We start from the raw sequence: 23616 nt of genomic DNA, 5'->3' as shown, positions 1-23616 counted from the left end.
CCGGCCGATGCCGGCCGAAAGGTCGCCAGCAGGACCGGGTTCGGGCCGGCACCCCGCTTGCGGGCCACGTTGATCCTCCGAGAGCTTCCTCGGACCAGCGGCATCTCTTCGGCTGGCTAGGCCACTTCGGCTGCGGGGGTGGCGGTGTCTCGGACGGAGTTGAGGATGGTGATCAGGCGGTCGACGTCGGCGGACGGGAAGATCGAGTCCGGCCCGTGCGGGGCGATGTCGCTGAACGGGGATTCGTAGAGCCGCGCGGGCTCCATGACGCCGTTCTGGGTGAGGTGGGTGATGATCAGGTTGACGAAGTTGATCTGGTTCGCGGTCAATGTGCGGCCGGCGAGGAACTCGCCGAACGCCTCGGTGGCCGCCTCCCGATCGAGGCCCACCAGCGACCGGATGAACAGGCCGAGCCCGTGGGCCGAGCGGCGGGCCTCGTCGATGTTCTCGGTGCCGCCGCCGCTGGCCGCCAGCATCCGTTCCAGCTCATCGAGGTCGGTCGGGGAGAGCTGCTTGTTGCGGCGCAGCTTCTGCAACGCCAGGTGGTCTTCGTGGGCGCGCAGGTACACCCGGGCCTTCGCACGGAACCGCTCGAAGTCCGTACCGATCTTGATGTCGTTCAGCGTGACGACGGAGATCTCGCCCAGCTCGTCGGTGAAGTCGGTGTAGACGATGGCCCGCTTGGACCTCTCGATCAGCTTGACCAGTCCGCGGAGGCGGCGGCGCATCAGCTCCAGCATCGGCAGGGTGACGTCCTGCCACCACTCGTCGCCGGCTACCTCGTCGAGGAGCTGCTGCTGCTCCCGGACCGCCGGGATGCTGGTCTGCTCCAGCAGCGTCGAGGCGATGTCCTGCACCTGCCGTCGTAGCCGGTCGTAGGCGGGTTCCACGTCGAGCTGGCCGAGCTGCAGGCGCAGCACCAGCAGGTCGAAGCGCTTGGCCGCCTCGTCCTCGTCCTTCACGGCGGTGGGCAGGCCGGCGAGGTTTCCGCCGATCTCGTCCACGGCCTCAGGGGTGAGCCGGTGCCAGTGCTCGAAGTCGACGTAGTACTCCACCAGGCGCCGCTTGGGGCGGACGACGAAGTTGTCGAGGTGGATGTTTTCCACCCGGCGGTGGAGGTTGCGGGCGAGGTCCCAGCGCAGCGCCGCTTCGCTCTGCGTCCCGTCGGCCTCTTCCTCCGCGTTTGCGTCGGAGGGGAGGCGCTGGTCGAGGCGGTAGATCAGTTCGAGCTGGGCCTTGAAAAGCCGCTCGGTCAGCGACTCGCCGAGCGTGCCCTCGGCCGCCTTCGGGTTGTGGTTGAAGTACTCGAAGTTCTGGCAGAAGTCGAAGATGAAGAAGTCCTGCTTGTCCTGCCCGGGGCCGTAGAGGTCCTTGCAGAGCCGGGTGCCGCGGCCGATCATCTGCCAGAACTTCGACTTCGACCGCACGATCTTGAAGAAGACCAGGTTGACGACCTCGGGTACGTCGATGCCGGTGTCGAGCATGTCCACCGAGATCGCGATGTGCGGGTCCTTCTCCTTCTCCGAGAAGTCGTCGATGAGGCTCTGGGCGTACTCGGTCTTGTGGGTGATGACCCGGGCGAGGTGGCCTCGGTGCATCGGGTACGCGAGGTCGAACCGCTTCTGGATGAAGTCGGCGTGGGCGTTGTTCTTGGCGAAGATGATCGTCTTGCCGATCCGGTCGCCGCCCGCGACGTGGTGGCCGTGGGTCATCAACGTCTCCAACACCTTGTCCACGGTGTCGGCGTTGAACAGCCACTTGTTGACCGCGTCCGGGTCGACGCTGTCCGGCGGCCCGTCCTCACCCCAGTCGAGGGCGTCCCAGGTGTCCTTCTCCTCCTCGGTGAGGTCGTCGTAGCGGATGCCGTCGCGCTGGAACTTCAGCGGTACGGAGACCGCGCGCGGCGGGACGAGGAAGCCCTCGTTGACCGCGTCGTCGAGGTCGTAGTGGTCGGTGGGTACGCCGTCTTCGAGGTTGAACAGGCTGTAGGTGTTGCGGTCGATCTCGTTGCGCGGGGTCGCGGTGAGCCCGACCAGGAGGCTGTCGAACCAGGAGAAGATCGCCCGGTACTTCTGGTAGACCGAGCGGTGCGCCTCGTCGATGATGACCAGGTCGAAGTAGCCGGGCCCGAAGCGCCGCTCACCGCTCGCGGTCTCGTTGATCAGGCCCATCATGGTCGGGTACGTCGAGACGTACACCCGGCCCTCAGTGTTCTTCTCGGTGACCAGGTTGACCGTCGCCGCGTCGGGCAGGTGCGCCTTGAACGCGTTGACCGCCTGACTGACCAGCGCGTTGCGGTCGGCGAGGAACAGCACCCGCTTGACCCAGTTGGCCCGCATCAGCAGGTCGACCAGGGCGATCACGGTGCGGGTCTTGCCAGCGCCGGTGGCCATCACGACGAGCGCTTGGCGCTGCCGCTGCGTCTCGAACGCCTCGCCGATGGCTCGGATCGCCCGGTGCTGGTAGTACCGCTCGACGATCTCCTGCTTGATGGCCACGTCAGCGAGTGGCTTGCGGGTGTCGCGGCGACGGATCAGGAGCTGGAGTTCCTCCTTGGTGTAGAAGCCTTGGACCGGGCGCGGAGGGTAGGCGGTGTCGTCCCAGAGCCAGGTCTCGTAGCCGTTGGTGTAGAAGATGACCGGGCGCTGGCCGTACCGCTGCTCCAGGCAGTGGGCGTACAGCTTGGCCTGCTGCTGGCCGACGGTGGCGTCGCGGCGGGTGCGCTTGGCCTCGACCACCGCGAGCGGCTTGCCGTCGTCACCCCACAGGACGTAGTCGACGTACCCGGTGCCCGTGGCGTTGGGCATGCCGGTGACTTTGAACTCGCGGTCCTCCGGGCGGTCGAGCGGCCAGCCGGCCTCCCGCAGCATGAGGTCGATGTAGAGGTCTCGGGTCTGCGCCTCGTCGTAGTCGTGGTCATCCGGGCGCGCCTCGTTCGCGGCCTTCGCGGCGGCGATCTCGGCGCGCAGCTTCGCCAACTCAGCGTCGAGGGTGGCCGACTTCTCCCGCTCCGCCGCCAGCGCCGCGTCCTGGGCGGCGAGCTTGTCAGCCAGCGCCTTCAGCTCAGCCTGCGTCTGCTGCCGAACCTGCGAGGGGACCGGCCGCGGGATCAGGTCCGGGTTGAAGGCCAGCGCGCTGGCCGGGACCTTGGCCTGGTCGCGGGTGTAGTGCCGGCCGATCCAGTACATGACGTGGAACAACTCGCGGACGACCGGCACCGCCTCCTTCGGCGTCACCGGCGTGCTCTTGTGGACGGCAGTGTTGCCCTGCTTGCGGATGATGTTCATCTTCGCCTGCAGGCCGTTGCCCACCAGGTTGCGCAGCGACGGCTCGTGGATCATCGCCGATAGGTCGTCCTTGTACGGCTTGGTGAGCGTGCTGTCAGCCTCGAAAAGCCACGCCAGGGCGAGTTCGAGCGTGCGCCGGGCGTAGAAGCACGAGGCTCGCGGGTCGGCGACAGCCAGCCGCTCAGCCCGCAGAGCCTCGTCAAACAGTACGGGCCACTCAGCCCGCAGGAACGCGAAGTTGCTCATCGGAGCGCCAACCCCCACAGTCGACAGCCCTCGATCTTCTCACGTCAGAGCAACCCCCGGAAGGCCCGATCTTGTAACGACTCGAACAGCCCATCCAGTTCGGTGAGCCCTGCGTGATGGGCCGCCTTGATCTCGGCGATTGCCGAAGTTCGTGCCTGGAACTCCTGCTGCAACTCGAGAGGTGGAAGGAAGACAGGGAGCGCCCGAATGGGCCCCTGGAAGAGGTTCGCCTGACTCGACGCCTTTGCGCTGCGCAGCATTCTAGCTTTCATGGCAGGCGTCTGCAGATAAGCCTCAAGGAACCTGGAAAGGAGCAACTCCTTAACCGGTCGAACCAAGGCAACGCTCCGCACGAGCGCGAAAGGTTCATCGGTGTCGACCGCCGCAACCCGACCGATCGTGCCGGAGCACGAAATCAATATATCGCCCCGCCTCGGTTCACACCGCTTGCGGATTCGCTCAAACTCATCGACTTGGATGTAATCGACATTACCGAACTCCAGGCACCCATCTCGCACATTGCGCGCAGACAACAACTTGATTCCGCTATCCGAGCGCTTGGGTGTTTGGTGTTCGCCATCCGTCACCTGCTCAGCCACTGCCCCTACGGTTGACGTGACCCACCCGCGCCCGTTCGTGGCCGGGTCGCCGAACATGTCGAGGAAGATCGACTGGGCGAGCTCGTCGAGGTGGGCGAGGGCTTCGCGGCGCTTGGCGCGCAACTCGTCCGCCCGGTCCATCACCTCCACAATTCTCCGCTGGTCATTCAGGGGCGGCAGCGGGACCTGCACGAGTCGGAGTTTCGCCTTGTTCAGGGTTTCTCCCATCGCCGCCCGGCTCGAGTTGCTCGTCAGGTCGAGCGCGCGGAGGGCCCAGTACAAGAATTCCGGGAGAATTCGATCAGGTTGCCGGATAGGTAGTGCGGCAATTGCCTCATTCGTAAATAGCGGTACGCCAGCTATGCCTACCTTCCCGATGCTCAGCTTGAAGCTGAGCAGGACTGTCCCTGGTTCGGCGGGACGACCAGTTGCCTCCGCAACTGCCAGCTGCGTAATTTGTTCTTTCGTGCTAATCAGGTTGCGCCCTTGGTTCATGTCAGCGATCGACAGCCAAGGAGCCCCTTCGCCCCAGTAGTCCCTGCGGTTCCGAGATGGAGTGCGACCGACGTTAATCTCGCAGATCTCGCCGAGGGGTGCCGACGTCCAGCCGCTCATCCGAGCATCGCCTTCAGGTCCGCCATGCGCTGCTGGATTTCGGACTCCAAGCGTTCCAGGTTGGCCAGAATAGCCAGCGGCGAGCGGTGCTCGACCTGCTCGTGCACGACCTCCTTGTAGCAGTTAAGGCTCAGGTCGTAGCCCTGCTCGACGATGTCGGCCTTCGGTACGCAGAAGCTCTGCTCGGTCCGCGCCCGCTGCAACTCGTCGCTGTCACGCTGAAGCCACCGCGCCAATGCATCCGGAAGGTTGTTCTTCGCGTGCTCGTCCTCGGCTAAGGCCACGTCCGGCACCGGCCCAAGCTTCTCGGGCGGCAGCAAGGGGGACCGCTTGTCGTCGAGGCTCCAGCCGTCGGCGGTTACCTCGTAGAACCAGACGTTGTCGGTGCCGCCGCTGTTGGTCTTGGTGAAAAGCAGGATTGCGGTAGAGACTCCGGCGTAGGGCCGGAAGGCGCCACCGGGAAGCCTGACAACGGCGTCGAGCTTCTGATCCTCGACCAGCATCCGGCGCAACTCCTTGTGGGCCTTGGTCGCGCCGAAAAGGACGCCGTCCGGCACGATGACCGCTGCACGACCACCTGGCTTGAGCAACCGCAGGAAGAGGGCGAGGAAGAGCAGCTCAGTTTTCTTCGTCTTGACAACCCGCTGGAGGTCCTTCGATGTGCTCTCGTAATCTAGGCTGCCGGCGAAGGGCGGGTTGGCCAGAATCAGTGAGTACTTCTCCGACTCGTTGCTGACGTTCTCGGCCAGGGAGTCTCGGTAGCGGATATCCGGATTTTCCACACCGTGCAGCAGCATGTTCATGCTGCCGATCCTCAGCATCGTGCCATCGAAGTCGAAGCCGTGGAACATGCTCTCGTGGAAGTGCTTTCGCTGCCCCGCATCGAAGAGCGTGTCAGGGTGGGTGCGGCGGACGTACTCTCCCGCTTGCACCAGGAAGCCAGCGGTCCCGCAGGCCGGGTCGCAGATCTCGTCCGACGGCATTGGGGCGGTCATCTCGACCATGAGCTGAATAATGTGCCGCGGGGTGCGGAACTGTCCGTTGTGCCCAGCCGTGGCAATCTTGCTGAGCATGTACTCGTAGAGGTCGCCCTTGGTATCCCGCTGATCCATGTCGATGTCGTCGAGCATGTCGACCACGCGGGACAGCAGCGCCGGGTTGGGGATGGTGAACCGGGCGTCCTTCATGTGGTGCGAGTACGTCGACCCGTCGCCACCAAGCGTCCGCAGGAACGGGAACACCCGCTCGCCGACGATCTCGAACATCTCGGCCGGAGCGGCACTCTTGAAGTTCGACCAGCGCAGGTCGTCGTACTTCCGCCCCTGCTCGTCGCGGCCCTCGGGAAAGGTCCGGCGGTCCATCGGCTTGCCCAGCCGGTTCGCCTTGTTCTCCTCACGGGTGTGCAGGTCGTCCAGTCGTTTGATGAAGAGCAGGTAGGTGATCTGCTCGATTACCTCCAACGGGTTCGAGATGCCACCCGACCAGAAGGCATCCCAGACGCGGTCGATCTTGCTCTTCAGTTCACCGGTGATCACGTAGCTTCGGTCCCCACCCCGTCGTACTGCCAAGTGGACCTAGGTTAGTCCCGCATCTCCGCCGGGCGGGATCGGGCGTTGGGGCGAAGACTCCGCACGCCGGAGCAGCAGCGAGGCTAATCGCTCGGCGGCGAGGGTGGGGTACGGCAAGTTGGAGCAGTGACCCCCCGAGCATCTGACTCGTGGGCAGGCGCGCCACCGGTGTCCAACTACTTCCAACGCACTGCACGCCGCCAGTGTCCGACCACCCCCACGCTGCAGGAACGGTCCACTTGGTGACTCTCCGTTACGAGCAACTGGCGCCAGTGGCGTGCGTGCCCCCCGGGGGGCACGCGAAAATGCCCCTCCATCGATGGATGGAGGGGCATTTTCCCTGCTCAGCGTTGTGCGCCCGAAGGGACTCGAACCCCTAACCTTCTGATCCGTAGTCAGATGCTCTATCCATTGAGCTACGGGCGCCTGGTGCTCGGCCAGTCTACACAACCGGCTTTCGCGCGGAGACTCCGGGATTCGAACCCGGGAGGGGCTTTAAAACCCCAACCGCATTAGCAGTGCGGCGCCATAGACCAGACTAGGCGAAGTCTCCTCGGTGGCCCGGAGGTCACCGCGCCCGAGAATACAGGTCCACACCCGTCGGGGGCAAAGCGGATACCGGCACCCCGCCGAACCCACCGCGTCGCCGCCGTGTGCCAGGTCACGTCCCCGACTACGCTCCATCGATATGCAGGAGCAGCCGCCGAGCGATCCGCCCCGTCGCGAGCCCCCCGCCAAGGCCCGGCGGAGCCGCTCCCCCCGACCGACCTTCAGCCCGCCGCCGACCCCGGAACCGCCGTCGACGGACGCGGGCGACGAGACGAACGCCACGCCGCCCCGCAGGCGGACGCGCGGGGCCGCGCCGAGCGTCCTCTTCCAGCCGCCGACGCCGGCCGACGACCCGCCAGCCCCGCGTCCGCGACCGGCCGCCGAGCCGGCCACGACCGGTCCGGGGCCGTCGGCCGGCGAACCGGCCGCACCGGAGACCCCCGCTTCGGGTACGCCGGCCACTGACCCGGCCACGACCGACCTCCCCACGGCACCGGGGACGGCCGACCCGACGCCGGCATCCGACGTGCCGGTGCGTACGCCGGAACCGGCCGAAGGGGCGCCGGACGACACGCCGCCCGTCACCGCCACTCCCGTGGGCGGGGCGGCCCCGAAGCGGGCGCGTCGTGCCCCCGCCGAGAAGGCCGCGAAGAAGACCGCGCCGACCGCTCGGAAGGCGCCCGCCACCAGCCGGAAGACGACCGTCGCACCGGAGTTCACCGCGCCGGACCGGACGGACCAGTCCCCGTCGGGCGCGCCCGACACGGCGGTGGACGCGGCCGGGGCCGCCCCGCGGCCGGTCCGGGCCCGACGGGGCACGAAGACCGCCCCGGCGGCGAAGACCAGCCCCACGAAGCGCGCCACCACGCCGGCACCGGCCGAGCACCAGCCGACCGCACCCGAGCCGGCCGAGCACCAGCCGACCACATCCGAGCCGATCGAGCCCCAGCCGACCGCATCCGAGCCGACGCCATCCGAGCGGCCCGAGCGGGGGCGGAGCGACCACGAACCGGCCGGACGGCACCTGTCGGGCACGGAGGTGGCCGGCGCACCGGACGCGGCGGGCCCGCGTACCCCGGTGGCGGGTTGGCAGGCGGTGGGGCCGCGCCTGCGCGACCACCCCGGGTTCGCACCGGAGCTGCTGGCCCTGGCCGCGGTGGACGCGCTCGGGCCGCGGGCCCGGAGCTGGGTGGAGCAGGTCCGGTCGGCCTACCCGGCGGCGGACGCGGACGGGGTGGCCCGGCTGGCGACCCGGCGGTTCGTCCGGATGGCCGGTACGGGTGGCGCGCTGGCTGCGGGGGCCGGGGTGTTCGCGCCGGCCGCCGAGCTGGCCGCGGTGCTCTGGACGCAGGCGAACCTGGTGCTGCACGTGGCGGCCGCGTACGGGCGGGACCCGGCGCATCCGGACCGGGCGGCCGAGCTGCTGGTGCTGACGTCGGTGCACCCGGACGACGGGGCCGCGCGGGCGGCGTTGGCGGCGGCCCGGGCGGTGGACGTCCCGGCGGACGGGCCGTGGGGTCGGACCGCCGAGGCGGCCTGGCGGCTGGCCACGCCGGTCGCGGCGCAGGCGGGCGGCTGGCTCGGGTTGCGACTGGCGGCGCGGTTGTTGCCGGGCGCGGCGGTGCTGGCGGCGGCGATCGGCGGTACGGCCGCGGCGGAGCGGGTCGCCGCCCGGGCGGTCGCCCGGTACCGGCGCGCCGGTCAGAGCCAGTCGAACCAGGATCTCGGCAGCAGCGCGTAGCCGACGAAGGCGACCACGTCGAGCAGCGTGTGCGCGACGATCAGCGGGGCCACCCGGCGGGTGCGCAGGTAGAACAGCCCGAAGATCACGCCCATCACGGCGTTGCCGAGGAACGCGCCGAAGCCCTGGTAGAGGTGGTAGGAGCCGCGTAGCACAGCGCTGGTCGCGACGACCGCGCCGAGTCGCCAGGTGAGCTGCCGCAGCCGGGTGATCAGGTAGCCGACCACGATCACCTCCTCCAGCACGGCGTTCTGCACTGCGGCGAGGATCAGCACCGGCACCGCCCACCACAGGTCCGGCAGCGCGGCCGGGACCAGCGTGGCGTTCACCCCGAGCTGGGCCGCCGCCCAGAACAGCGCCAGCCCGGGCAGGCCGATGAGCGCGGCCAGGCCCGCGCCCCGGGCCAGGTCCGCACCGGGCCGGGTCAGGTCGACGCCGAGCGTCCGCGCCGGGTCACCGGGGTCACGCGCCAGCAGGTGTACGGCGAGCAGCACCGGCAGCAGCGCGAAGACGATCCCGAGCAGTTGGTACGTGAGGTCGAGGTACGGCCGGGCCGAGCTGGACGTGTTCAGCGCGGCGGTCTGCTTCGACAACCCGCCCGACGCGGTCAGCTTCGCGATCAGCGAGACCAGCGCGTACACGGCCGACTGGCCGAGGGAGAGGCCGAGCACGAGCAGCGTCTCGGTGCCCAGCACCCGGCGGGAGACCGGCCGGGCCGGCTCGTCAACCGTCACCGGACCATGAAACCACTTCGCCGGGCAAATGAGCCGGTCGCACATTGTGTGCGACCGGCATACACGCTCCGTGGACATTCTATCCGGGCCGATCCGCCCGTCCGGAGAAGGAGCGAGCCCCTGTGGAGAACGTCGCGCGGCTGTTGAAGGAGAGCTGGGCCCTGGTCGAGGAGCACGGGGAGCGGCTCTGCGGCCACTTCTACGCCCGGATGTTCCTGCTCGACCCGGAGCTGCGCAAGCTCTTCCCGGTGCAGATGAGCGGGCAGCGCGACCGACTGCTGGAGGCGATCGTGACGGCCGCTCAGACGGCGGACGACCCGGAGGCGTTCGACGAGTACCTGCGCGGGCTGGGCCGGGACCACCGGAAGTACCACGTCACCGCGGACCACTACGCGACGCTGGGCGTCGCGCTGCTGGACGGCCTGCGCACCGTCGCCGGGGACGGTTGGAGCCTGGAGTACGACCAGGCGTGGCGGGACGCGTACGCGAGCATCAGTGAGCGGATGCTCGCCGGCGCGGAGGCCGACGGGAGCCCGCCGTTCTGGCACGCGGAGGTGCTGACGCACGAACGGCACGGCCCGGACACCGCGGTGCTGACCGTGCGGGCGTTGCAGGATCCGTTGACCTGGCAGGCCGGCCAGTACGTCAGCGTGGAGGTACCCCGCTACCTGCCGCGCACGTGGCGGACGTACTCGGTGGCGAACGCCCCGAACGAGGAGAACGTGCTGGAGTTCCACGTCCGTACGCCGGCCGGGGCCGCCGGTTGGGTGTCCGGTGCGCTGGTGCGCCGGACCAGGCCGGGTGACCTGCTGCGGCTGGCCGCGCCGATGGGCTCGATGACGCTGGACCCGGACTCCACCCGGGACATCCTCTGCGTGGCGGGCGGGGTGGGGCTGGCCCCGATCAAGGCGCTGGTGGAGGAGCTGACCCGGGTCAACCGCACCCGCTGGGTGCACGTCTTCTACGGCGCCGGCCACGCGGACGAGCTGTACGGGCTGCCCGGCCTCCAGGAGCTGGTGACGGCGTATCCCTGGCTGTCGGTGACGCCGGCGTGCAGCGCCGACCCGGACTTCGCCGGTGAACTCGGCGACGTCTCCGAGGTGGTCACCCGGTACGGGCCCTGGACCACGCACGACTGTTACGTCTCCGGCTCGGCCGCCATGGTCCGGGCGACCCTGCGGGCGCTCGCCGCCGACGACGTCCCGCCGGACCACATCCGTTACGACACGTTCGGCACCCTGTAGAGCCCCACTCCCCCCAAGCCGGGTCGCGTGCCCCCGCCCCCTGGGGCACGCGACCCGGCCCCCCGTTTCCCGGTACGCGGGCCAGGCGGCAACCAGCCCGCGTGCCGGAGCTCTTCTCAGTAGCGCCAGGGGGTGCCGGTCTCGCGGTACTCCTCCACCGGCACCAGGGGCACGCCGGGTGCCATCCGGTCGACGTAGAGCCGCCCCTCCAGGTGGTCGATCTCGTGCGCGACCAGACGCGCCATCGCGTACTCGAAGGACGTGATGACGCGGCTGCCGTCCCACTGGGCGTGTTCCACGTCGATCCGCAGCGGCCGGGGCACCAGGCCGCGGTGGTCGAAGAAGGAGAGGCAGCCTTCGTACTGCTCGTCGGTCTCGGTGGTGGCGTCCACCACCCGTGGGTTGAGCAGCACGACCGGTTCGGCCGCCCGGTCGGCGGGGCGGACCAGCGCGACGGCCCAGCCGATCCCGAGCTGCGGCGCGGCCAGGCCGACGCCCTTGCTGAACGGGTGCAGCTCGTCGAGGCGGGCCAGCATGCCGGCGAGCCGGTCGACCACCTGCCGGGCGTGCCGTTCCTCGGCCGGCAGGTCGAACTGGCGGGCGGGCTGCCGGAGCAGGTCGTCGCCGCGCTGCACGATGCCGACCGCGCGCATCCGGTCGCTGGCCCGCACCCGGGTCTCCCCGGCGGGCGTGCTGTCCGGTTCGGTGTCCGGCGTGGGGCTGCGGAACCGCCACTGCATCCGGTAGCGGGCGTTCAGCGGCGGGTCGTCGGTCCCCCACTCGTAGATCACCCGGTCGGCGTCGCGGGTCTGCTGGATCGGGGTCCGCAGCGGGCCCTCCTCCGCCGACAGTGAGGTCTCCGCGCCCCACACCTTGGGGTCGAGCTCCGCCGGCAGGTCGAGGCGGACCGCGAGGTGCCGGGTGGGCAGGCGTACGGCGCGCTGGAACCAGGGGCCCCACTTGTCCCGGCCGACGCGGTAGGCGTACTCGATGGTGACCCGGTCGCCCGGGTAGAGCGGGAAGCGGCCCTCGTCGTTCTCGAAGAGCAGCCAGATCTCCTTGAACGCGTCCCGGTCGTGCTTGGCCCGCCAGTGCATCGGCTCGCGTCCGCTGCCGTCGTCCCGGTACGCGGTGAGTTGCAGCTCGGCGAACGTGAGCGGGTGCTCGCGGTGGTGCCGGTTGGAGCGGCCCGGGTCGTTCGGGTAGCGGTCGACGGCGACCCGGACCAGGTAGCGGGTGACCGGTTCGGTGCCGGCGTTGTACAGCTCCCGGCGGATCGTGCAGTGGTAGCCGTCGCCGGTGTGGGTGAGCGTGGCGACCTCGCGTTCCACCACGAGGCCGGTGCCGGGGGGCAGCCACTGGCCGGGGACGGGTGGATCGCGGTGCGTCCCGGTGGCCCGGCTGTGCCGCAGCTCGTCGTACTCCCGGAAGCGCTGCCAGATCGCGCCGCTGGCCTCCAGGACGGCCTCGGCCCGGCGGGCGAAGTCCTCGGTGGGCCGGTGCCGGCGCCCTTCGACGTGGCTGACGTAGGACGGGTCGAAGCCCATCAGCGTCGCCAGCTGCTTCTTGGACAGCCCTCGCCCGGTGCGGTGCCGGGCGAGCTCGACCGCGAAGGACTCGGCGGCACGCTCGATCGGTGAGGTCATCAGCTTCCTCGTACGCGGGAAGACCATCTTCACGTTTCGTGGCCGAACGTGTACGGAAACTGCCTCGTATTCGACAGTCACCTTGACAATTCAGCGGCAGACGTCGATGCTTGCGCGGCCCGGCGAGCCCCTCCGGCCGGCGTTTTCCGCCCACCCCGCCGGGTAGTACACGACGGCGACGGAGTGACCGGGACCTCCCCATCAAGCCCGTGGTGCCACTTCCCTCCGTCCGGGAGTGTGGTTAGGCTAGCCTTAGCTTCGGTCGACGGCACGCGTCGGCCGACGGGCTACCGGACGGGGGACGGCCAGGTGACTGCGGTGATGCCGGGGCGCGACGTCGCCACCCCGTTCGCCCCGGTGACCGCGACGCTGCGCGCCATGTTCGGCACCGACGACCTGCCCGGTCTCGCCCCCGGCCTGCTGGTCCGCGACGAGCTGGACCGCTGGTCCCCGGCCACCCGCCTGATCGACGGCACCCTGCTCCCCGGCTTCCTGGCCGCCGCCGGCCGGCGCTGGGGCGGCACCCCGCACGCCTGCGCCGCGCTCGCCTGGAAGTCCTACAGCTACTGGACCGCGCTGCCGGCCGTGCTCGGCTGGGCCTCGGCGCGGCGGGTGCCGCTGCTCGATCCCGCCGACGTGCTGGTGCACTTCGAGGACCACCACCAGTTGCTCACGCTGGGGCTGCGCGGCTCCACCACGGTGGCCGTGCTGCCCGGCGACCCGCTGGCACTGGCCGGTGCGCCCGGCGTCCGGGTCGTCGCCGACGAGGCGGCACTGCTCGGCGCGCTGCGCGCGACGCTGCTCGACGCGCACTTCGCCCCGCTGATCACCGCCATCCAGCGCGAGGTCCGGATCGGCACCCGTACGCTGCTCGGCTCGGTGGCCTCCGGCATCGCGCACGGCCTGCTGCGCGCGGCGGACGCGCTGCCCGGCCCGACCACGGTGGCCGTCGGCACGCTGCTCGACGCGCTCGACCTGGCCGACCTGGTCGACCTGGTGCCCGGCCCGACCGGCGAGCCGACCGTGCAGCGGCGCACCTGCTGCCTGGCCTTCACGCTGCCCCGGCCGAAGGTCTGCCAGGGCTGCTGCGTCCGCTGACAGTCGGTCAGTCGATGAGCGGGCGCACGTCCCACAGCCACACCCCGCCGGTACGCGTCGGGGTGATCCCGGTCAGCTCGGTCATCGCCCGGCGCAGCGACTCCGCCGGCCGCAGCCGGGGGTCGAGGATCACCGCCCCGGCCCGCCAGTACCGCAGGTCGTCCACGGCGTCCACCCGGTCCTGCCCAGTGATCGGCGGCACCGCGTCGGTACGCCGTACCGTCTCGAAGAACGTGCTGGTGGGGCGCGGCGGCGCGGTGAAGAGCGCGACCCGGTCGGCGCCCGGTCGGGTGTCCGGATAGAGGAAGTAGCCCCGGGCCAGCGGCATGTCCAGCCGGGTCTCGGCGGACCAACGCAACGGGACCGCGTAGGTGGTGTCGGGCAGCGGGAGCGTGACGATGCTCCGCCCACCCGCCACGTAGGGCCGCCACGCCCCGGAGGTGACGAACGCCGGGGTGGGGTCCAGCCGCGTCGCGGGCAGCGGGGTGGGCAGGATCGGCAGCAGCGCCATGGCGAGCACGGTGCCGGTGGCGAACCGGAGCTGTCCCCGGGCGGCCGGGTGCCGATGGGCCAGCAGTCGGACCCGTTCGACACCGAGCGCGAGCAGCACGCCGATGATCGGGGTGAGCGCGAGCGACCAGCGGGTGGGCACCACCGCGTGCAGGACCGGCAGGTTCTCCAGCGCGGCCCACGGCCCGGGGATGCCGGTCTCCCGCCCGTCGAACCGGATCTCCCGACCGAGCGAGAAGAGACCGAAGACCACACCGACCGCGGCCAGCCCGAGCACCAGCGCGTCCCGGCGCAGCCACCAGACCAGCGCGACCACCAGCACCACGAGCGGCCAGCCGAAGAACGCGTTCTCCTCGGTGGCGTTCTTGACCAGCGGCGCGCTGCCCCGGGCATCGCCGGCCACCGACTCCCGGGCCCAGGCCAGGTAGGCGGCGAGGTCGGTGGAGTAGCCCCGGATCAGCGTGGAGAGCCCGGAGTACGCGCCGGGGCCGGCGAACTGCACATGCAGCGGGTACGCCAGGAGCACCCCGGCCACGACGGCGGCCACCCCGAGCCCGGCGGCGAACGGCCGGGCCGCCGACCGGAGCGCGGGCCGGCCGAGCACGAGCGCCAGCACCACCCCGCCCAGGCCGAGCGCGGTCATCAGCAGGATCTCCAGGTTGAGGAACGCCTGCCAGACGATCACCAGGCCGAGCAGTGACCCGTTGCGCAGCCAGCGGCCGGGCTGCGCCAGCCGGAGCGTCCGCCAGACGATCAGCGGCACCACGAACTGGCTGACGATGTTGGGGTGGGCGTTCGCGTGCGACACCATGGCCGGCGCGAACGCGCAGAAGCCGGCACCCAGCCAGGCCGGACCCCGGGCGCCGACGACCACGCGGGAGAGCAGGAAATACCAGGCGGCACCGGTGGCGGCCAGACCGAGCGTGAGAAAAATGAGGAACGACCATCGCGGCCCGAAGAACACCGTTATCGGCGACAGGGGCAAGGAAACGGATAATACGGACGTGTTCCCCATGAGATTGACGACGTCCGGCACATTCATCCGGTCCGAGGTGAACGGATAGGCGAAATGAGTGACCACACGCGCACCGTGTGCCATCATCCATTCGAACTGCGCCTGGTCGGTGCGATTGTCCCGCACGCCGTTGGCCGGATCGATCCAGAGCCGGGCGGTCACCCAGAGCGCGAGCAGCACGAAGCTGAGCACGGCGAGGGCGTCGATCCGCCGTCCTCGCCGTGGGTCCACGCCCGGCTGGGGAGTAGTCATGACATTTCAGAGCGTAGTCATTGTATGACGGCCAGGTGACATATTCCGAGGACTCGCGTACTATGTGCCGGGTTCGCCGACCGCCGATCACGTGCCCCACCCGACCGCAATTCGGCCAGCGCGGTGCCCCCGATTTTCCCGCCGGCCATTCAGATGGTTGACTCTGAACGGTCCAGGCGCGGGTCAGTCATATCGTGAGGAATCGACGCATGGCAGAAATCACTGGGGATCAGCGCGTCCAGGCGGAGGTGCTCGAAGGCCTGGCCACGGCGGTCAACCACCGGCGGTGGTTCGTCGAACTGGCCGTGCCCTACCTCGGTGACAACCCCATCGAGATCGGCAGCGGCCTCGGTGACTACGCGCTCGCCTGGTCCGAGCACATCCCCCGCATCACGGCCACCGAGGCCGACCCGGACCGGCTGGTCAAGCTCAAGGAGCGGCTGTCCGAGCACCCCGGCGTCGAGGTCCGGCAGATGCTGTTGCCGCACACCGAGCGGGGCGACTACAGCGCCGCCGTGTCGTACAACGTGCTGGAGCACATCGACGACCACGTGGGCGCGCTGCGCAGCATGCGCGACCTGGTCCGGCCCGGTGGTGCGGTGATCATCATCGTGCCGGCGTTCCAGTTCGCCATGGGCCCCGCCGACATCGCGACCGGCCACGTGCGGCGCTACACCAAGAAGACGCTCGCCACCGCGATGACCGACGCCGGCCTCACCGTGGAAAAGATCCACTACGCGAACGCGCTCGGCCTGATCGGCTACTTCATGGCCACCAAGGTCTTCCGGCTGATGCCGAAGGAGGGCCCGATGGTGAAGGTCTACGACACGCTGGTGCTGCCCGCCACCAAGGCCGCCGAGCAGCGCATCCGCCCCCCGTTCGGCCAGTCCGTCTTCGCCGTGGCCCGGGTGTGAGGCGGGGCCCCCGCTTAACGCTTCCGGTATAGGCGGGGGCCCTTCTTAACATCCACCTGTTAAGAAGGGCCCCCGCCTTACACCCGGTTCAGTCCTTGACCTGGTAGGTGGGACGGATCACCGCGCGGGCCAGCGTGTGGAACGCGAGGTTGAAGCCGACGAAGGCCGGGCTCGCCTCCTTGCCGACGTCCAGACGCTCCACGTCGACCGCGTGCACCGCGAAGACGTACCGGTGCGGACGGTCCCCCGGCGGCGGCGCGGCACCGCCGTAGCCGGTGTCGCCGTAGTCGTTGCGGATGCTGAACGCGCCACCGAGGTCGGCCTCCCGCGCCGCGGCCGGCAGCTCGGTGACCGAGGCGGGCACGTCCACCAGCACCCAGTGCCAGAAACCGCTGCCGGTCGGCGCGTCCGGGTCGAAGCAGGTGACCACGAAGCTCTTCGTCTCCGCCGGGAAGCCCGACCAGGACAGGTGCGGCGAGACGTTCCCACCGCCGGCGCTGCCGTGCGCGTACCGCGCGTCCATCGGCTCGCCGTTGTGCACGTCGTCGCTGGTCAGGTCGAACGACGGCACGGTCGGCAGCAGCTCGTACGGGTCCGGGGCGATCGGTCGTTCCAGGGTCATCGAAACGGGTCCTTCCGGGTGCGCGAAATGTTCTGCGCCCCTTCTTACCCCGCTGCGGGCGATTACGGCGGCGGAGGGTGTGGGATTCGAACCCACGAAGACATCGCTGCCTTACCGGTTTTCAAGACCAGCGCCATCGGCCACTAGGCGAACCCTCCCGGCGCGCTCCCCGAGGGGTACGCGACCGCGCCTAGTCTGCCACGAACGGCGCATCGGGTAAGACTGAGCCATGCGCGCTGTCACGATCACGGAACCCGGCGGACCCGAGGCACTCGTCTGGGCGGAGGTCCCCGACCCCGAACCCGGCCCCGGTGAGGTGGTCGTCGAGGTGCGGGCCAGCGCCGTCAACCGGGCCGACCTGCTGCAACGGCAGGGGCACTACCCGCCGCCGCCGGGCGCGTCCGCGTACCCCGGGTTGGAGTGCTCGGGGACGGTCCGCGCGCTCGGTCCCGACGTGACCGGCTGGTCGGTGGGCCAGGAGGTCTGCGCGTTGCTGACCGGCGGCGGGTACGCCGAGCAGGTCGCCGTGCCGGCCGGGCAGTTGCTGCCGGTGCCGGACGGGGTGGACCTGGTCGACGCCGCCGCGCTGCCGGAGGTGGCCTGCACGGTGTGGTCGAACGTGGTGGACCTGGCCGGGCTGGCCGAGGGGGACACGCTGCTGGTGCACGGTGGCGGCAGCGGCATCGGCACGTTCGCGATCCAGCTCGGGGTGGCGCTGGGCGCGACGGTGGTGGCGACCGCGCGGGCGGCCAAGCACGAGCGGCTGCGCGAGCTGGGCGCCGCGCACACCGTCGACTACCGGGAGCAGGACTTCGTCGAGGAGGTCCGCCGGGTCACCGACGGGCGCGGCGCGGACGTGATCCTGGACATCATGGGCGCGTCCTACCTGCCCCGGAACGTGGCGGCGCTGGCGACCGGCGGCCGGCTCGTGGTGATCGGCATGCAGGGCGGGCGCAAGGGCGAACTCGACCTCGGGATGCTGCTGGCGAAGCGGGCCTCGGTGCACGCCACCGCGCTGCGCTCCCGCCCGCTCGCCGAGAAGGCGGCGATCGTCCGGGGCGTACGCGAGCAGGTGTGGCCGCTGGTGGCGGCCGGCCGGGTCCGGCCGGTGGTGCACGCCAGGGTGGACATGGCGGACGCCGCCGACGCGCACCGGCTGGTGGAGACGAGCGACCACCTGGGCAAGGTGCTGCTGGTGCGGTGACGCTCAGCCCGGGTCGGCGCGCGGGAGCACCAGGCGCGCGCCGGGGCCCTCGGCGGCCAGCGAGTCGCCGGGGTTGTAGAGCGTGCAGCGCTGCAACGACAGGCAGCCGCAGCCGATGCAGCCGTCCAGGTCGTCGCGGAGCTTGCCGAGCAGTCGGATCCGCTCGTCCAGCCGCTCCCGCCAGCCCCGGGAGAGCGCCGCCCAGTCCTCCGGGGTGGGTGTGCGGCCGGCGGGCAGCGAGTCCAACGCCTCCCGGATCTCGTCCAGCGAGACGCCGACCTGCTGGGAGATCCGGACGAAGGCCACCCGACGCAGCTCGGTGCGGGCGTAGCGGCGCTGGTTGCCGCCGGTGCGGGCGGCGTGGATCAGGCCGAGCCGCTCGTAGTAGCGCAGCGCGGAGGGTGCCACGCCGCTGCGCTCGGCGAGCTGGCCGATGGTGAGCGTTGCCTCGTGCATCACAGGACCTTGAGGTGAAGTTCGGTTGAGGTTCGAGGCTATCGGCATGACGACGACCACCGCCACCGAGCTGGCCGCGCTGCTGGAGCGGGTCCGCGCCGGCCGCGAGTTCGGCCCGAACGTGTACTCGACGCTGGACGTGCTCCACGTGCTCTACGACCGGGTGCTCCGGATCACCCCGGCGACCGTGGCCGACCCCGACCGGGACCGGTTCCTGCTCTCCAAGGGGCACGCGGTCGCCGGCTACTACGCGCTGCTCGCCGCGCGGGGCTTCGTGCCGGTCGAGTGGCTGGACGACCAGGGCGGGCCGGCCAGCCGGCTCGGCGACCACCCGGACCGGACGCTGGTGCCGGGTGTGGAGATCGGTTCCGGGTCGCTCGGCCACGGGCTCGGGCTGGGCGTGGGCACCGCGCTCGGCCTGCGGGCCCAGGGCCGCTCCGACCCCCGGGTGTACGTGCTGCTCGGCGACGCCGAACTGGACGAGGGCGCCAACCACGAGGCGATCGCGTACGCGGGTGCGACCGGCCTGGCCAACCTGACCGCGATCGTGGTGGACAACCGCTCCGCCACGCACGGCTGGCCGGGTGGCGCCGCCAGCCGGTTCACCGTCAACGGGTGGACCGCCGCCACCGTGGACGGCCACGACCACGACGCCCTGCACGCCGCCCTGACCGGGCACGACCACCACCGGCCGCACGTCGTCGTCGCGGCCGTCACCGACGGGGAGTGACCATGACCATGCGGGACGCGTTCGTGACCAGCGCCGAGGAGGTGCTGACGGACCCGAGGAGCGTGCTCGTGCTGGCGGACATCTCCGCCGCCGCGTTCGCCCCGGCCGCCGCCCGCCACCCGGACCGGGTGGTCAACGTCGGGATCCGGGAACAGCTCATGATCGGGGTGGCCGGCGGGCTGGCGTTGACCGGGCAGCGGCCGATCGTGCACAGCTACGCCCCGTTCCTCGTCGAGCGGGCGTACGAGCAGATCAAGCTGGATCTCGACCACCAGGGGGTCGGCGCGGTGCTGGTCAGCATCGGCGCCTCGTACGACCGGGCGGCGGCCGGTCGGACCCATCTCGCGCCGGCCGACGTGAGCCTGATCGACACGCTCGACGGGTGGACCGTGCACGTGCCGGGTCACCCGGACGAGGTGCGACCGCTGCTGCGGGACGTGGTGTGCGGGACCGACCCGGCGTACCTGCGGCTGTCGACCGGGGGCAACGCGTCCGCGTACCCGGAGGCGGGTGACCTGCGGGTGGTCCGGGACGCCGGGCCGGGCGCGCCGCTGCTGGTGGCGGTCGGGCCGGTGCTGGACGCGGCGCTGCACGCGGTGGCGGACCTGCCGGTCACGGTGGCGTACACCCACCGGCCCCGGCCGTTCGACACGGCCGGGCTGCGGGCGCTGGCCGGCGGCGAGGTGATCCTGGTCGAGCCGTACCTGGCCGGCACGTCCACCCGGGTGGTGTCCGACGCGCTGGCCGACCGGCCGCACCGGCTGCTCGCGCTCGGCGTCGGCCGGACGGAGCTGCGCCGCTACGGCGGCCCGGCGGACCACGACCGCTGGCACGGGCTGGACGCGGCCGGGCTGCGCCGTTCCGTCGACGCGTTCCTCGGCGCGTGACGCGAAGGAACCCCGCACCGCCGGGGTGCGGGGTTCCGGTGCGTCGGGTCAGCGCGCGGCGGCGGGACCGGCCGGGCGGCGGCGGGCGCGCTCGCGGGCCAGGATCCAGATCGCCTCGACGCCGTCCTTCCAGGTGATCTTCTTGCCCTCTTCGCGGCCCCGGGCGCGGTAGCTGATCGGCACCTCGTAGGGGCGGATGCGCTGGCGGAGCAGCTTGCCGGTGACCTCGGCCTCCATGCCGAAGCCCCGGGAACGCACCTGGAGCGAGCGGTAGAGCGCCAACGGCATCAGCTTGAAGCAGGTCTCCAGGTCGCCGATGTAGGAGTTGTAGAGCACGTTGGCCGCCAGCGTGACGCCCTTGTTGCCCATCACGTACCAGAAGCTGTAGGAGCTGTGGCTGCCGAACGTGCGATTGCCGTAGACCACGGTGGCGTGCCCGTCGAGCACCGGCTGCAGCAGGCGCGGGATGTCCTGCGGGTCGTACTCCAGGTCGGCGTCGAGGATGACCATGTATTCACCCTCGGCGTTGTCGACGGCCGTCTTGATGGCCGCGCCCTTGCCGGCGTTGCGCGGATGGGTGATCACCCGCAGCCGGGCGTCGTCCACCCGGCCGAGCACCTCGCCGGTGCCGTCCCGGCTGCCGTCGTCCACGACGACCAGCTCTATCTCGCACGGGTAGTCCACCGCCAACGCCTGCTTGAGGGCGTCCGCGATGCGTTCTTCCTCGTTGTAGACCGGCATGAGGATCGAAAGCTTCACGGGTTCTCCATGGAGGTGACGGCAGGTCGGGGCATAGCGTAGCCTGGCAGATTCCTGAGGTCACGACAGCCCGCCCACCTTACTCCTGGCGGAGCGGCACCACGACCAGCCGGGCGACGCCCTTGTCCCCCTCCTTGGCACCGGCCACGCCGACCGTCGTACCGACCTTGATCTCGCTCGCCTGGATCGTCGCGCGACGCTCGACCACCCGCAGCTTCTCGCCGAACGTCCAGGTCATGGTGAAGCCGTCGGCGGACTTCACGGTCATCGACTTCGCGTCGACAGCGGTCACCGCACCGCGCTGGACGGCTACCGTCTTCGTCCCGTTCTCCTTGGTCTGCACCACGACCTCGCCGTGCAGCCGGTTCTTGCGCAGCAGCACCCGGGCCCGGTGCCGCTTGCGCCAGTCCTGCGCCCGGTCCCCCTTGCGGTCCGGCCCGGCCTGCTCGTCCGGCGTGCCGGAGTCGGCCAGCTCCGTCGGCGTGCCGGAGCCGCCCTGCGCCGCAGGCGTGCCGGCGGCCGACGGGGCGGGCGCCGCGACCGGATCGACGTCCAGGTCGGCCGGGTCGACGCCGAGCGCGGCCAGGGCCTGCCCGTCGGTGCCCATGGCGGCGGCCACCTCGACCGCGGTCTCCCGGGCCGCGTCGGCGCCGGTCTGCGCCGCGCCGCACCCGGCGAGGCCGAGTGCCGCGGCGGTGAGCAGCGCGGTGGCTCCGGTGACGATTCGCTGACGTGCCATCGGTGTTCCTCTCGTCGGTGGTGTCGTCAGCGTTCCGCACCGGCGCGAGCGGACCGTCAGGCCGATGTTCGAGCCAGGTAAGGATCTCCGGGCAGCCGGACCGTGAACGCCGCGCCGCCCTCCGGCGCGTGCCCGGCGGCGATGTCGCCGCCCAGCCGGCGCACCAGCCCGGCGGCGAGCGCCAGCCCCAGCCCGCTGCCGACCTTGCGCACCCCCCGGTAGCGCTGGTGCAGCGCGCCCCGCTCGAACGCCACCGCCAGGTCGTCGTCGGTGAAGCCGGGCCCGCCGTCGCGGACCTCCAGGACCCCGCCGGCCGCCGGGTCCACGCCGGCGGGCCGGACCGCGAGCACCACCGGCGCCCCCGGGGGTACGACCCGCAGCGCGTTCTCCAGCAGCCCGTCGACCACCTGCCGGATCCGGCCCGGATCGGTGTACGCCGGCACCGGCCCGCCCGGCGTCTCCACCCGGAACGGCACCCCGACCGCCGTGCACCGGTCCGACCAGGTGCGCTCCACGTCGGCGGCGAGCCGGGCCAGGTCCACCCGCACCGGTTCCAGCGGAAAGTCGGCCGCCTCCAACCGGGCCAGCGCCAACAGGTCGCTGACCAGCCGGTCCAGATGCTCGGCCTCGGCCAGCACGGTACGCCCGGTCGCCGGCACCGCGTCCGCGTCGAGCACGCCGTCGGCAAGTGCCTCGGCGTAGCCCCGGATGGCGGTGAGCGGCGTCCGCAACTCGTGCGAGACGGAGAGCAGGAACTCACGCTGCCGGCCCTCGCTGGTGGCCAGCGCGGCGGCCAGCCCGTTGAGCGCGTACGCCAGGTCGGCCACCTCGTCGGGCGGCTCGACCGGCACCCGGACCGCCCGGTCCCCGGCCCGGAGCCGGGCGGCGGCGGTGGCCGCGACGCGGATCGGTCGGGCCAGCCGGCGGGCCAGCAGCAGCCCGGCGACCGCCCCGGCGGCGAGCCCGGCGAGCAGCGGCAGCCAGAGCCCGCGCAGCACCTGCCGCCAGGGGCCGGCGGTGGCGGCGCGGGTGAGCACCACCCCGTCGCCGCCGGGCAGCGCCCGTGCCTCGACGAGCCGGCGTTCCCCGTCGACGAGTCGCCGGCCGGAGACGTTGCCGCCGGCGGCCACCCGGGCGACCAGCGGCGCGGGCAGGCCACTGCGGTCGGCCCGGCCGTCGCGGACCAGGTACACGTCGATCTGCTGCTGGCGGAGCTGCCGGATGAGCCGGTCCCCGGCACTGTCGCGCTGGCGTACCGCGCGGACGCGCAGCACGTCGGCGGCGAGCCGGGCCTGCGCGGCCAGCGCCTCCTGGTCCCGCCGTTCCGCGCCGCGTACCGCCAACGGCACCGCCACCAGCGCGGTGACCAGCACCGACACCAACGCCACCGCACAGGTCACGAGCACCGCACGGGCGGTGAGCGTATGGCCCGGCCGACGACGGGCGGGCGGTGCGGTGGGCCCGGTCCGGATCACCGGCAGCGCCACCGTGGGCTGGTCAGGCATCGGCCGCGTACCCGACGCCGCGGTGGGTGCGGATCACGCTGGCCGGGCCGAGCTTCGCCCGGACCTGCGCCACGTGCACGTCCACGGTCCGGGTACCGGCGTGCGCCGCGTACCCCCAGACGCCGGCCAGCAACTCCTCCCGGGTGAACACCCGGCCGGGGCGGGCCATCAGGTGGGCGAGCAGGTCGAACTCGGTGGAGGTGAGCTGCACCGGCGCTCCGCCGACGGTCACCGCCCGGCGGGCCGGGTCGAGCGTGACCGGGCCGAGCACCCGCGGCTGTTCGGCGGTGGCCGGCGTGCCGGCGCTGCGGCGCAGCACCGCGCGGACCCGGGCGACCAGCTCACGCGGGCTGAACGGCTTGGTGACGTAGTCGTCCGCGCCCAGCTCCAGGCCGACCACGCGGTCCACCTCGTCGTCGCGGGCGGTGAGGAAGATGACGGGCGTCCAGTCACCGGCCGCGCGCAGCCGCCGGCAGATCTCGGTACCGGCCAGGCCGGGCAGCGCGATGTCGAGCACGCAGGCCACCGGGCGCAGCCGCCGCGCGGCGGCCAGCCCAGCCGTGCCGTCCCGTTCCAGGTGTACGCCGAAGCCGTCCCGGGTCAGGTAGAGCCGGACCAGGTCGGCGATGGACGGCTCGTCCTCCACCACGAGAACGAGCCCGCGCTGCGCGGTGTCGGCGGTCACCGGCCCATGAT

At 71.3% G+C, this 23616-nt stretch carries 19 protein-coding genes and 3 tRNA genes; 7 read left to right on the top strand and 15 right to left on the bottom strand.

The window, feature by feature from the left end; translation table 11 throughout:
- Positions 1-116: 116 nt before the first annotated feature.
- The 5 genes from C8054_RS10260 to C8054_RS10240 form a co-directional block, all read right to left on the bottom strand.
- Positions 117-3533 carry a DEAD/DEAH box helicase family protein gene (locus C8054_RS10260; protein WP_107156520.1) on the bottom strand — a complete coding sequence of 1139 codons (3417 nt, stop codon included), beginning with the start codon at positions 3531-3533 and terminating at the stop codon, positions 117-119.
- 44 nt (positions 3534-3577) lie between these two features.
- A complete protein-coding gene (locus tag C8054_RS10255; protein ID WP_107156519.1) occupies positions 3578-4747 on the bottom strand; it encodes a restriction endonuclease subunit S in 1170 nt (389 codons plus the stop codon).
- Complete coding sequence (locus tag C8054_RS10250; RefSeq protein WP_107156518.1) at positions 4744-6282, bottom strand: class I SAM-dependent DNA methyltransferase; 1539 nt, start codon at positions 6280-6282, stop codon at positions 4744-4746. Before C8054_RS10250 ends, C8054_RS10255 begins: the two co-directional genes overlap by 4 nt.
- A 386-nt stretch (positions 6283-6668) precedes the next feature.
- A tRNA-Arg gene (locus C8054_RS10245) sits at positions 6669-6741 on the bottom strand.
- A gap of 36 nt (positions 6742-6777) precedes the next feature.
- Positions 6778-6868, bottom strand: a tRNA-Ser gene (locus C8054_RS10240).
- A 135-nt stretch (positions 6869-7003) separates the two neighbouring features.
- On the opposite strand from C8054_RS10240, the gene C8054_RS32635 reads away from it, so the two are divergent.
- Positions 7004-8605, top strand: a complete 1602-nt coding sequence (locus tag C8054_RS32635; RefSeq protein WP_233219566.1) for a hypothetical protein — start codon at positions 7004-7006, stop codon at positions 8603-8605.
- Here C8054_RS32635 and C8054_RS10230 read toward each other — a convergent pair.
- On the bottom strand, positions 8566-9339 hold the full coding sequence (locus C8054_RS10230; RefSeq protein WP_107156517.1) for a CPBP family intramembrane glutamic endopeptidase: 774 nt from the start codon (positions 9337-9339) through the stop codon (positions 8566-8568). The two genes, C8054_RS32635 and C8054_RS10230, sit on opposite strands and share 40 nt — an antisense overlap.
- A gap of 122 nt (positions 9340-9461) precedes the next feature.
- Here C8054_RS10230 and C8054_RS10225 point away from each other — a divergent pair, with 122 nt between their 5' ends.
- Complete coding sequence (locus C8054_RS10225; protein WP_107156516.1) at positions 9462-10583, top strand: globin domain-containing protein; 1122 nt, start codon at positions 9462-9464, stop codon at positions 10581-10583.
- A gap of 116 nt (positions 10584-10699) precedes the next feature.
- On the opposite strand, the gene C8054_RS10220 is transcribed toward C8054_RS10225, so the two are convergent.
- Positions 10700-12232: a peptide deformylase gene (locus C8054_RS10220; protein WP_107156566.1), complete on the bottom strand. Its 1533-nt coding sequence runs from the start codon at positions 12230-12232 to the stop codon at positions 10700-10702.
- A 318-nt stretch (positions 12233-12550) separates the two neighbouring features.
- Between C8054_RS10220 and C8054_RS10215 the strand changes: the two genes are divergently transcribed.
- Positions 12551-13327 carry an IucA/IucC family C-terminal-domain containing protein gene (locus C8054_RS10215; RefSeq protein WP_107156565.1) on the top strand — a complete coding sequence of 259 codons (777 nt, stop codon included), beginning with the start codon at positions 12551-12553 and terminating at the stop codon, positions 13325-13327.
- Positions 13328-13334: 7 nt separating this feature from the next.
- On the opposite strand, the gene C8054_RS10210 is transcribed toward C8054_RS10215, so the two are convergent.
- Complete coding sequence (locus C8054_RS10210; protein ID WP_107156515.1) at positions 13335-15104, bottom strand: hypothetical protein; 1770 nt, start codon at positions 15102-15104, stop codon at positions 13335-13337.
- Between the two features lie 209 nt (positions 15105-15313).
- Here C8054_RS10210 and C8054_RS10205 point away from each other — a divergent pair, with 209 nt between their 5' ends.
- Complete coding sequence (locus tag C8054_RS10205) at positions 15314-16018, top strand: bifunctional 2-polyprenyl-6-hydroxyphenol methylase/3-demethylubiquinol 3-O-methyltransferase UbiG (protein WP_107156514.1); 705 nt, start codon at positions 15314-15316, stop codon at positions 16016-16018.
- Between the two features lie 88 nt (positions 16019-16106).
- On the opposite strand, the gene C8054_RS10200 is transcribed toward C8054_RS10205, so the two are convergent.
- Both C8054_RS10200 and C8054_RS10195 read right to left on the bottom strand, forming a co-directional pair.
- Positions 16107-16640 (bottom strand): YbhB/YbcL family Raf kinase inhibitor-like protein, encoded by a 534-nt coding sequence (locus tag C8054_RS10200; protein WP_107156513.1) that lies wholly within the window; start codon positions 16638-16640, stop codon positions 16107-16109.
- Between the two features lie 71 nt (positions 16641-16711).
- Positions 16712-16798 (bottom strand) — tRNA-Ser (locus C8054_RS10195).
- A 71-nt stretch (positions 16799-16869) separates the two neighbouring features.
- On the opposite strand from C8054_RS10195, the gene C8054_RS10190 reads away from it, so the two are divergent.
- A complete protein-coding gene (locus tag C8054_RS10190) occupies positions 16870-17844 on the top strand; it encodes an NAD(P)H-quinone oxidoreductase (protein WP_107156512.1) in 975 nt (324 codons plus the stop codon).
- Positions 17845-17847: 3 nt separating this feature from the next.
- Here C8054_RS10190 and soxR read toward each other — a convergent pair whose 3' ends face one another.
- Entirely contained in the window at positions 17848-18300 is a 453-nt protein-coding gene (gene soxR / locus C8054_RS10185) for a redox-sensitive transcriptional activator SoxR (RefSeq protein WP_107156511.1), read from the bottom strand.
- 46 nt (positions 18301-18346) lie between these two features.
- Between soxR and C8054_RS10180 the strand changes: the two genes are divergently transcribed.
- The gene (locus C8054_RS10180) at positions 18347-19030 is read left to right on the top strand and encodes a transketolase (RefSeq protein ID WP_107156510.1); all 684 of its coding nucleotides are present in this window, start codon (positions 18347-18349) and stop codon (positions 19028-19030) included.
- Positions 19031-19038: 8 nt separating this feature from the next.
- Positions 19039-19917, top strand: a complete 879-nt coding sequence (locus C8054_RS10175; RefSeq protein WP_107156564.1) for a transketolase family protein — start codon at positions 19039-19041, stop codon at positions 19915-19917.
- A 48-nt stretch (positions 19918-19965) separates the two neighbouring features.
- Here the strand turns inward: C8054_RS10175 and C8054_RS10170 are convergent, their stop codons facing one another.
- From C8054_RS10170 to C8054_RS10155, 4 genes are all read right to left on the bottom strand, one after another.
- Positions 19966-20676, bottom strand: a complete 711-nt coding sequence (locus C8054_RS10170) for a glycosyltransferase family 2 protein (protein WP_107156509.1) — start codon at positions 20674-20676, stop codon at positions 19966-19968.
- A gap of 79 nt (positions 20677-20755) precedes the next feature.
- Positions 20756-21415 carry a hypothetical protein gene (locus C8054_RS10165; RefSeq protein ID WP_107156508.1) on the bottom strand — a complete coding sequence of 220 codons (660 nt, stop codon included), beginning with the start codon at positions 21413-21415 and terminating at the stop codon, positions 20756-20758.
- Positions 21416-21471: 56 nt separating this feature from the next.
- Positions 21472-22920 (bottom strand): HAMP domain-containing sensor histidine kinase, encoded by a 1449-nt coding sequence (locus C8054_RS10160; protein ID WP_107156507.1) that lies wholly within the window; start codon positions 22918-22920, stop codon positions 21472-21474.
- The gene (locus C8054_RS10155; protein WP_107156506.1) at positions 22913-23605 is read right to left on the bottom strand and encodes a response regulator transcription factor; all 693 of its coding nucleotides are present in this window, start codon (positions 23603-23605) and stop codon (positions 22913-22915) included. The genes C8054_RS10160 and C8054_RS10155 overlap by 8 nt, the downstream gene beginning before the upstream one ends.
- Positions 23606-23616 lie beyond the last annotated feature (11 nt).

Source organism: Micromonospora sp. RP3T (assembly GCF_003027925.1).
Classification (GTDB): Bacteria; Actinomycetota; Actinomycetes; order Mycobacteriales; family Micromonosporaceae; genus Micromonospora.
Note: the sequence above shows the minus strand (reverse complement) of the source record. Positions and strands in the feature narration are given on the sequence as shown.

Excerpts from the sequence above, each read along its gene's own strand:
- C8054_RS10260 (WP_107156520.1), bottom strand. The coding sequence starts at position 3,533 with ATGAGCAACTTCGCGTTCCTGCGGGCTGAGTGGCCCGTACTGTTTGAC.
- C8054_RS10255 (WP_107156519.1), bottom strand. The coding sequence starts at position 4,747 with ATGAGCGGCTGGACGTCGGCACCCCTCGGCGAGATCTGCGAGATTAAC.
- C8054_RS32635 (WP_233219566.1), top strand. The coding sequence starts at position 7,004 with ATGCAGGAGCAGCCGCCGAGCGATCCGCCCCGTCGCGAGCCCCCCGCC.
- C8054_RS10215 (WP_107156565.1), top strand. The coding sequence starts at position 12,551 with ATGCCGGGGCGCGACGTCGCCACCCCGTTCGCCCCGGTGACCGCGACG.
- C8054_RS10210 (WP_107156515.1), bottom strand. The coding sequence starts at position 15,104 with ATGACTACTCCCCAGCCGGGCGTGGACCCACGGCGAGGACGGCGGATC.
- C8054_RS10205 (WP_107156514.1), top strand. The coding sequence starts at position 15,314 with ATGGCAGAAATCACTGGGGATCAGCGCGTCCAGGCGGAGGTGCTCGAA.
- C8054_RS10200 (WP_107156513.1), bottom strand. The coding sequence starts at position 16,640 with ATGACCCTGGAACGACCGATCGCCCCGGACCCGTACGAGCTGCTGCCG.
- C8054_RS10190 (WP_107156512.1), top strand. The coding sequence starts at position 16,870 with ATGCGCGCTGTCACGATCACGGAACCCGGCGGACCCGAGGCACTCGTC.
- soxR (WP_107156511.1), bottom strand. The coding sequence starts at position 18,300 with ATGCACGAGGCAACGCTCACCATCGGCCAGCTCGCCGAGCGCAGCGGC.
- C8054_RS10180 (WP_107156510.1), top strand. The coding sequence starts at position 18,347 with ATGACGACGACCACCGCCACCGAGCTGGCCGCGCTGCTGGAGCGGGTC.
- C8054_RS10175 (WP_107156564.1), top strand. The coding sequence starts at position 19,039 with ATGCGGGACGCGTTCGTGACCAGCGCCGAGGAGGTGCTGACGGACCCG.
- C8054_RS10165 (WP_107156508.1), bottom strand. The coding sequence starts at position 21,415 with ATGGCACGTCAGCGAATCGTCACCGGAGCCACCGCGCTGCTCACCGCC.
- C8054_RS10160 (WP_107156507.1), bottom strand. The coding sequence starts at position 22,920 with ATGCCTGACCAGCCCACGGTGGCGCTGCCGGTGATCCGGACCGGGCCC.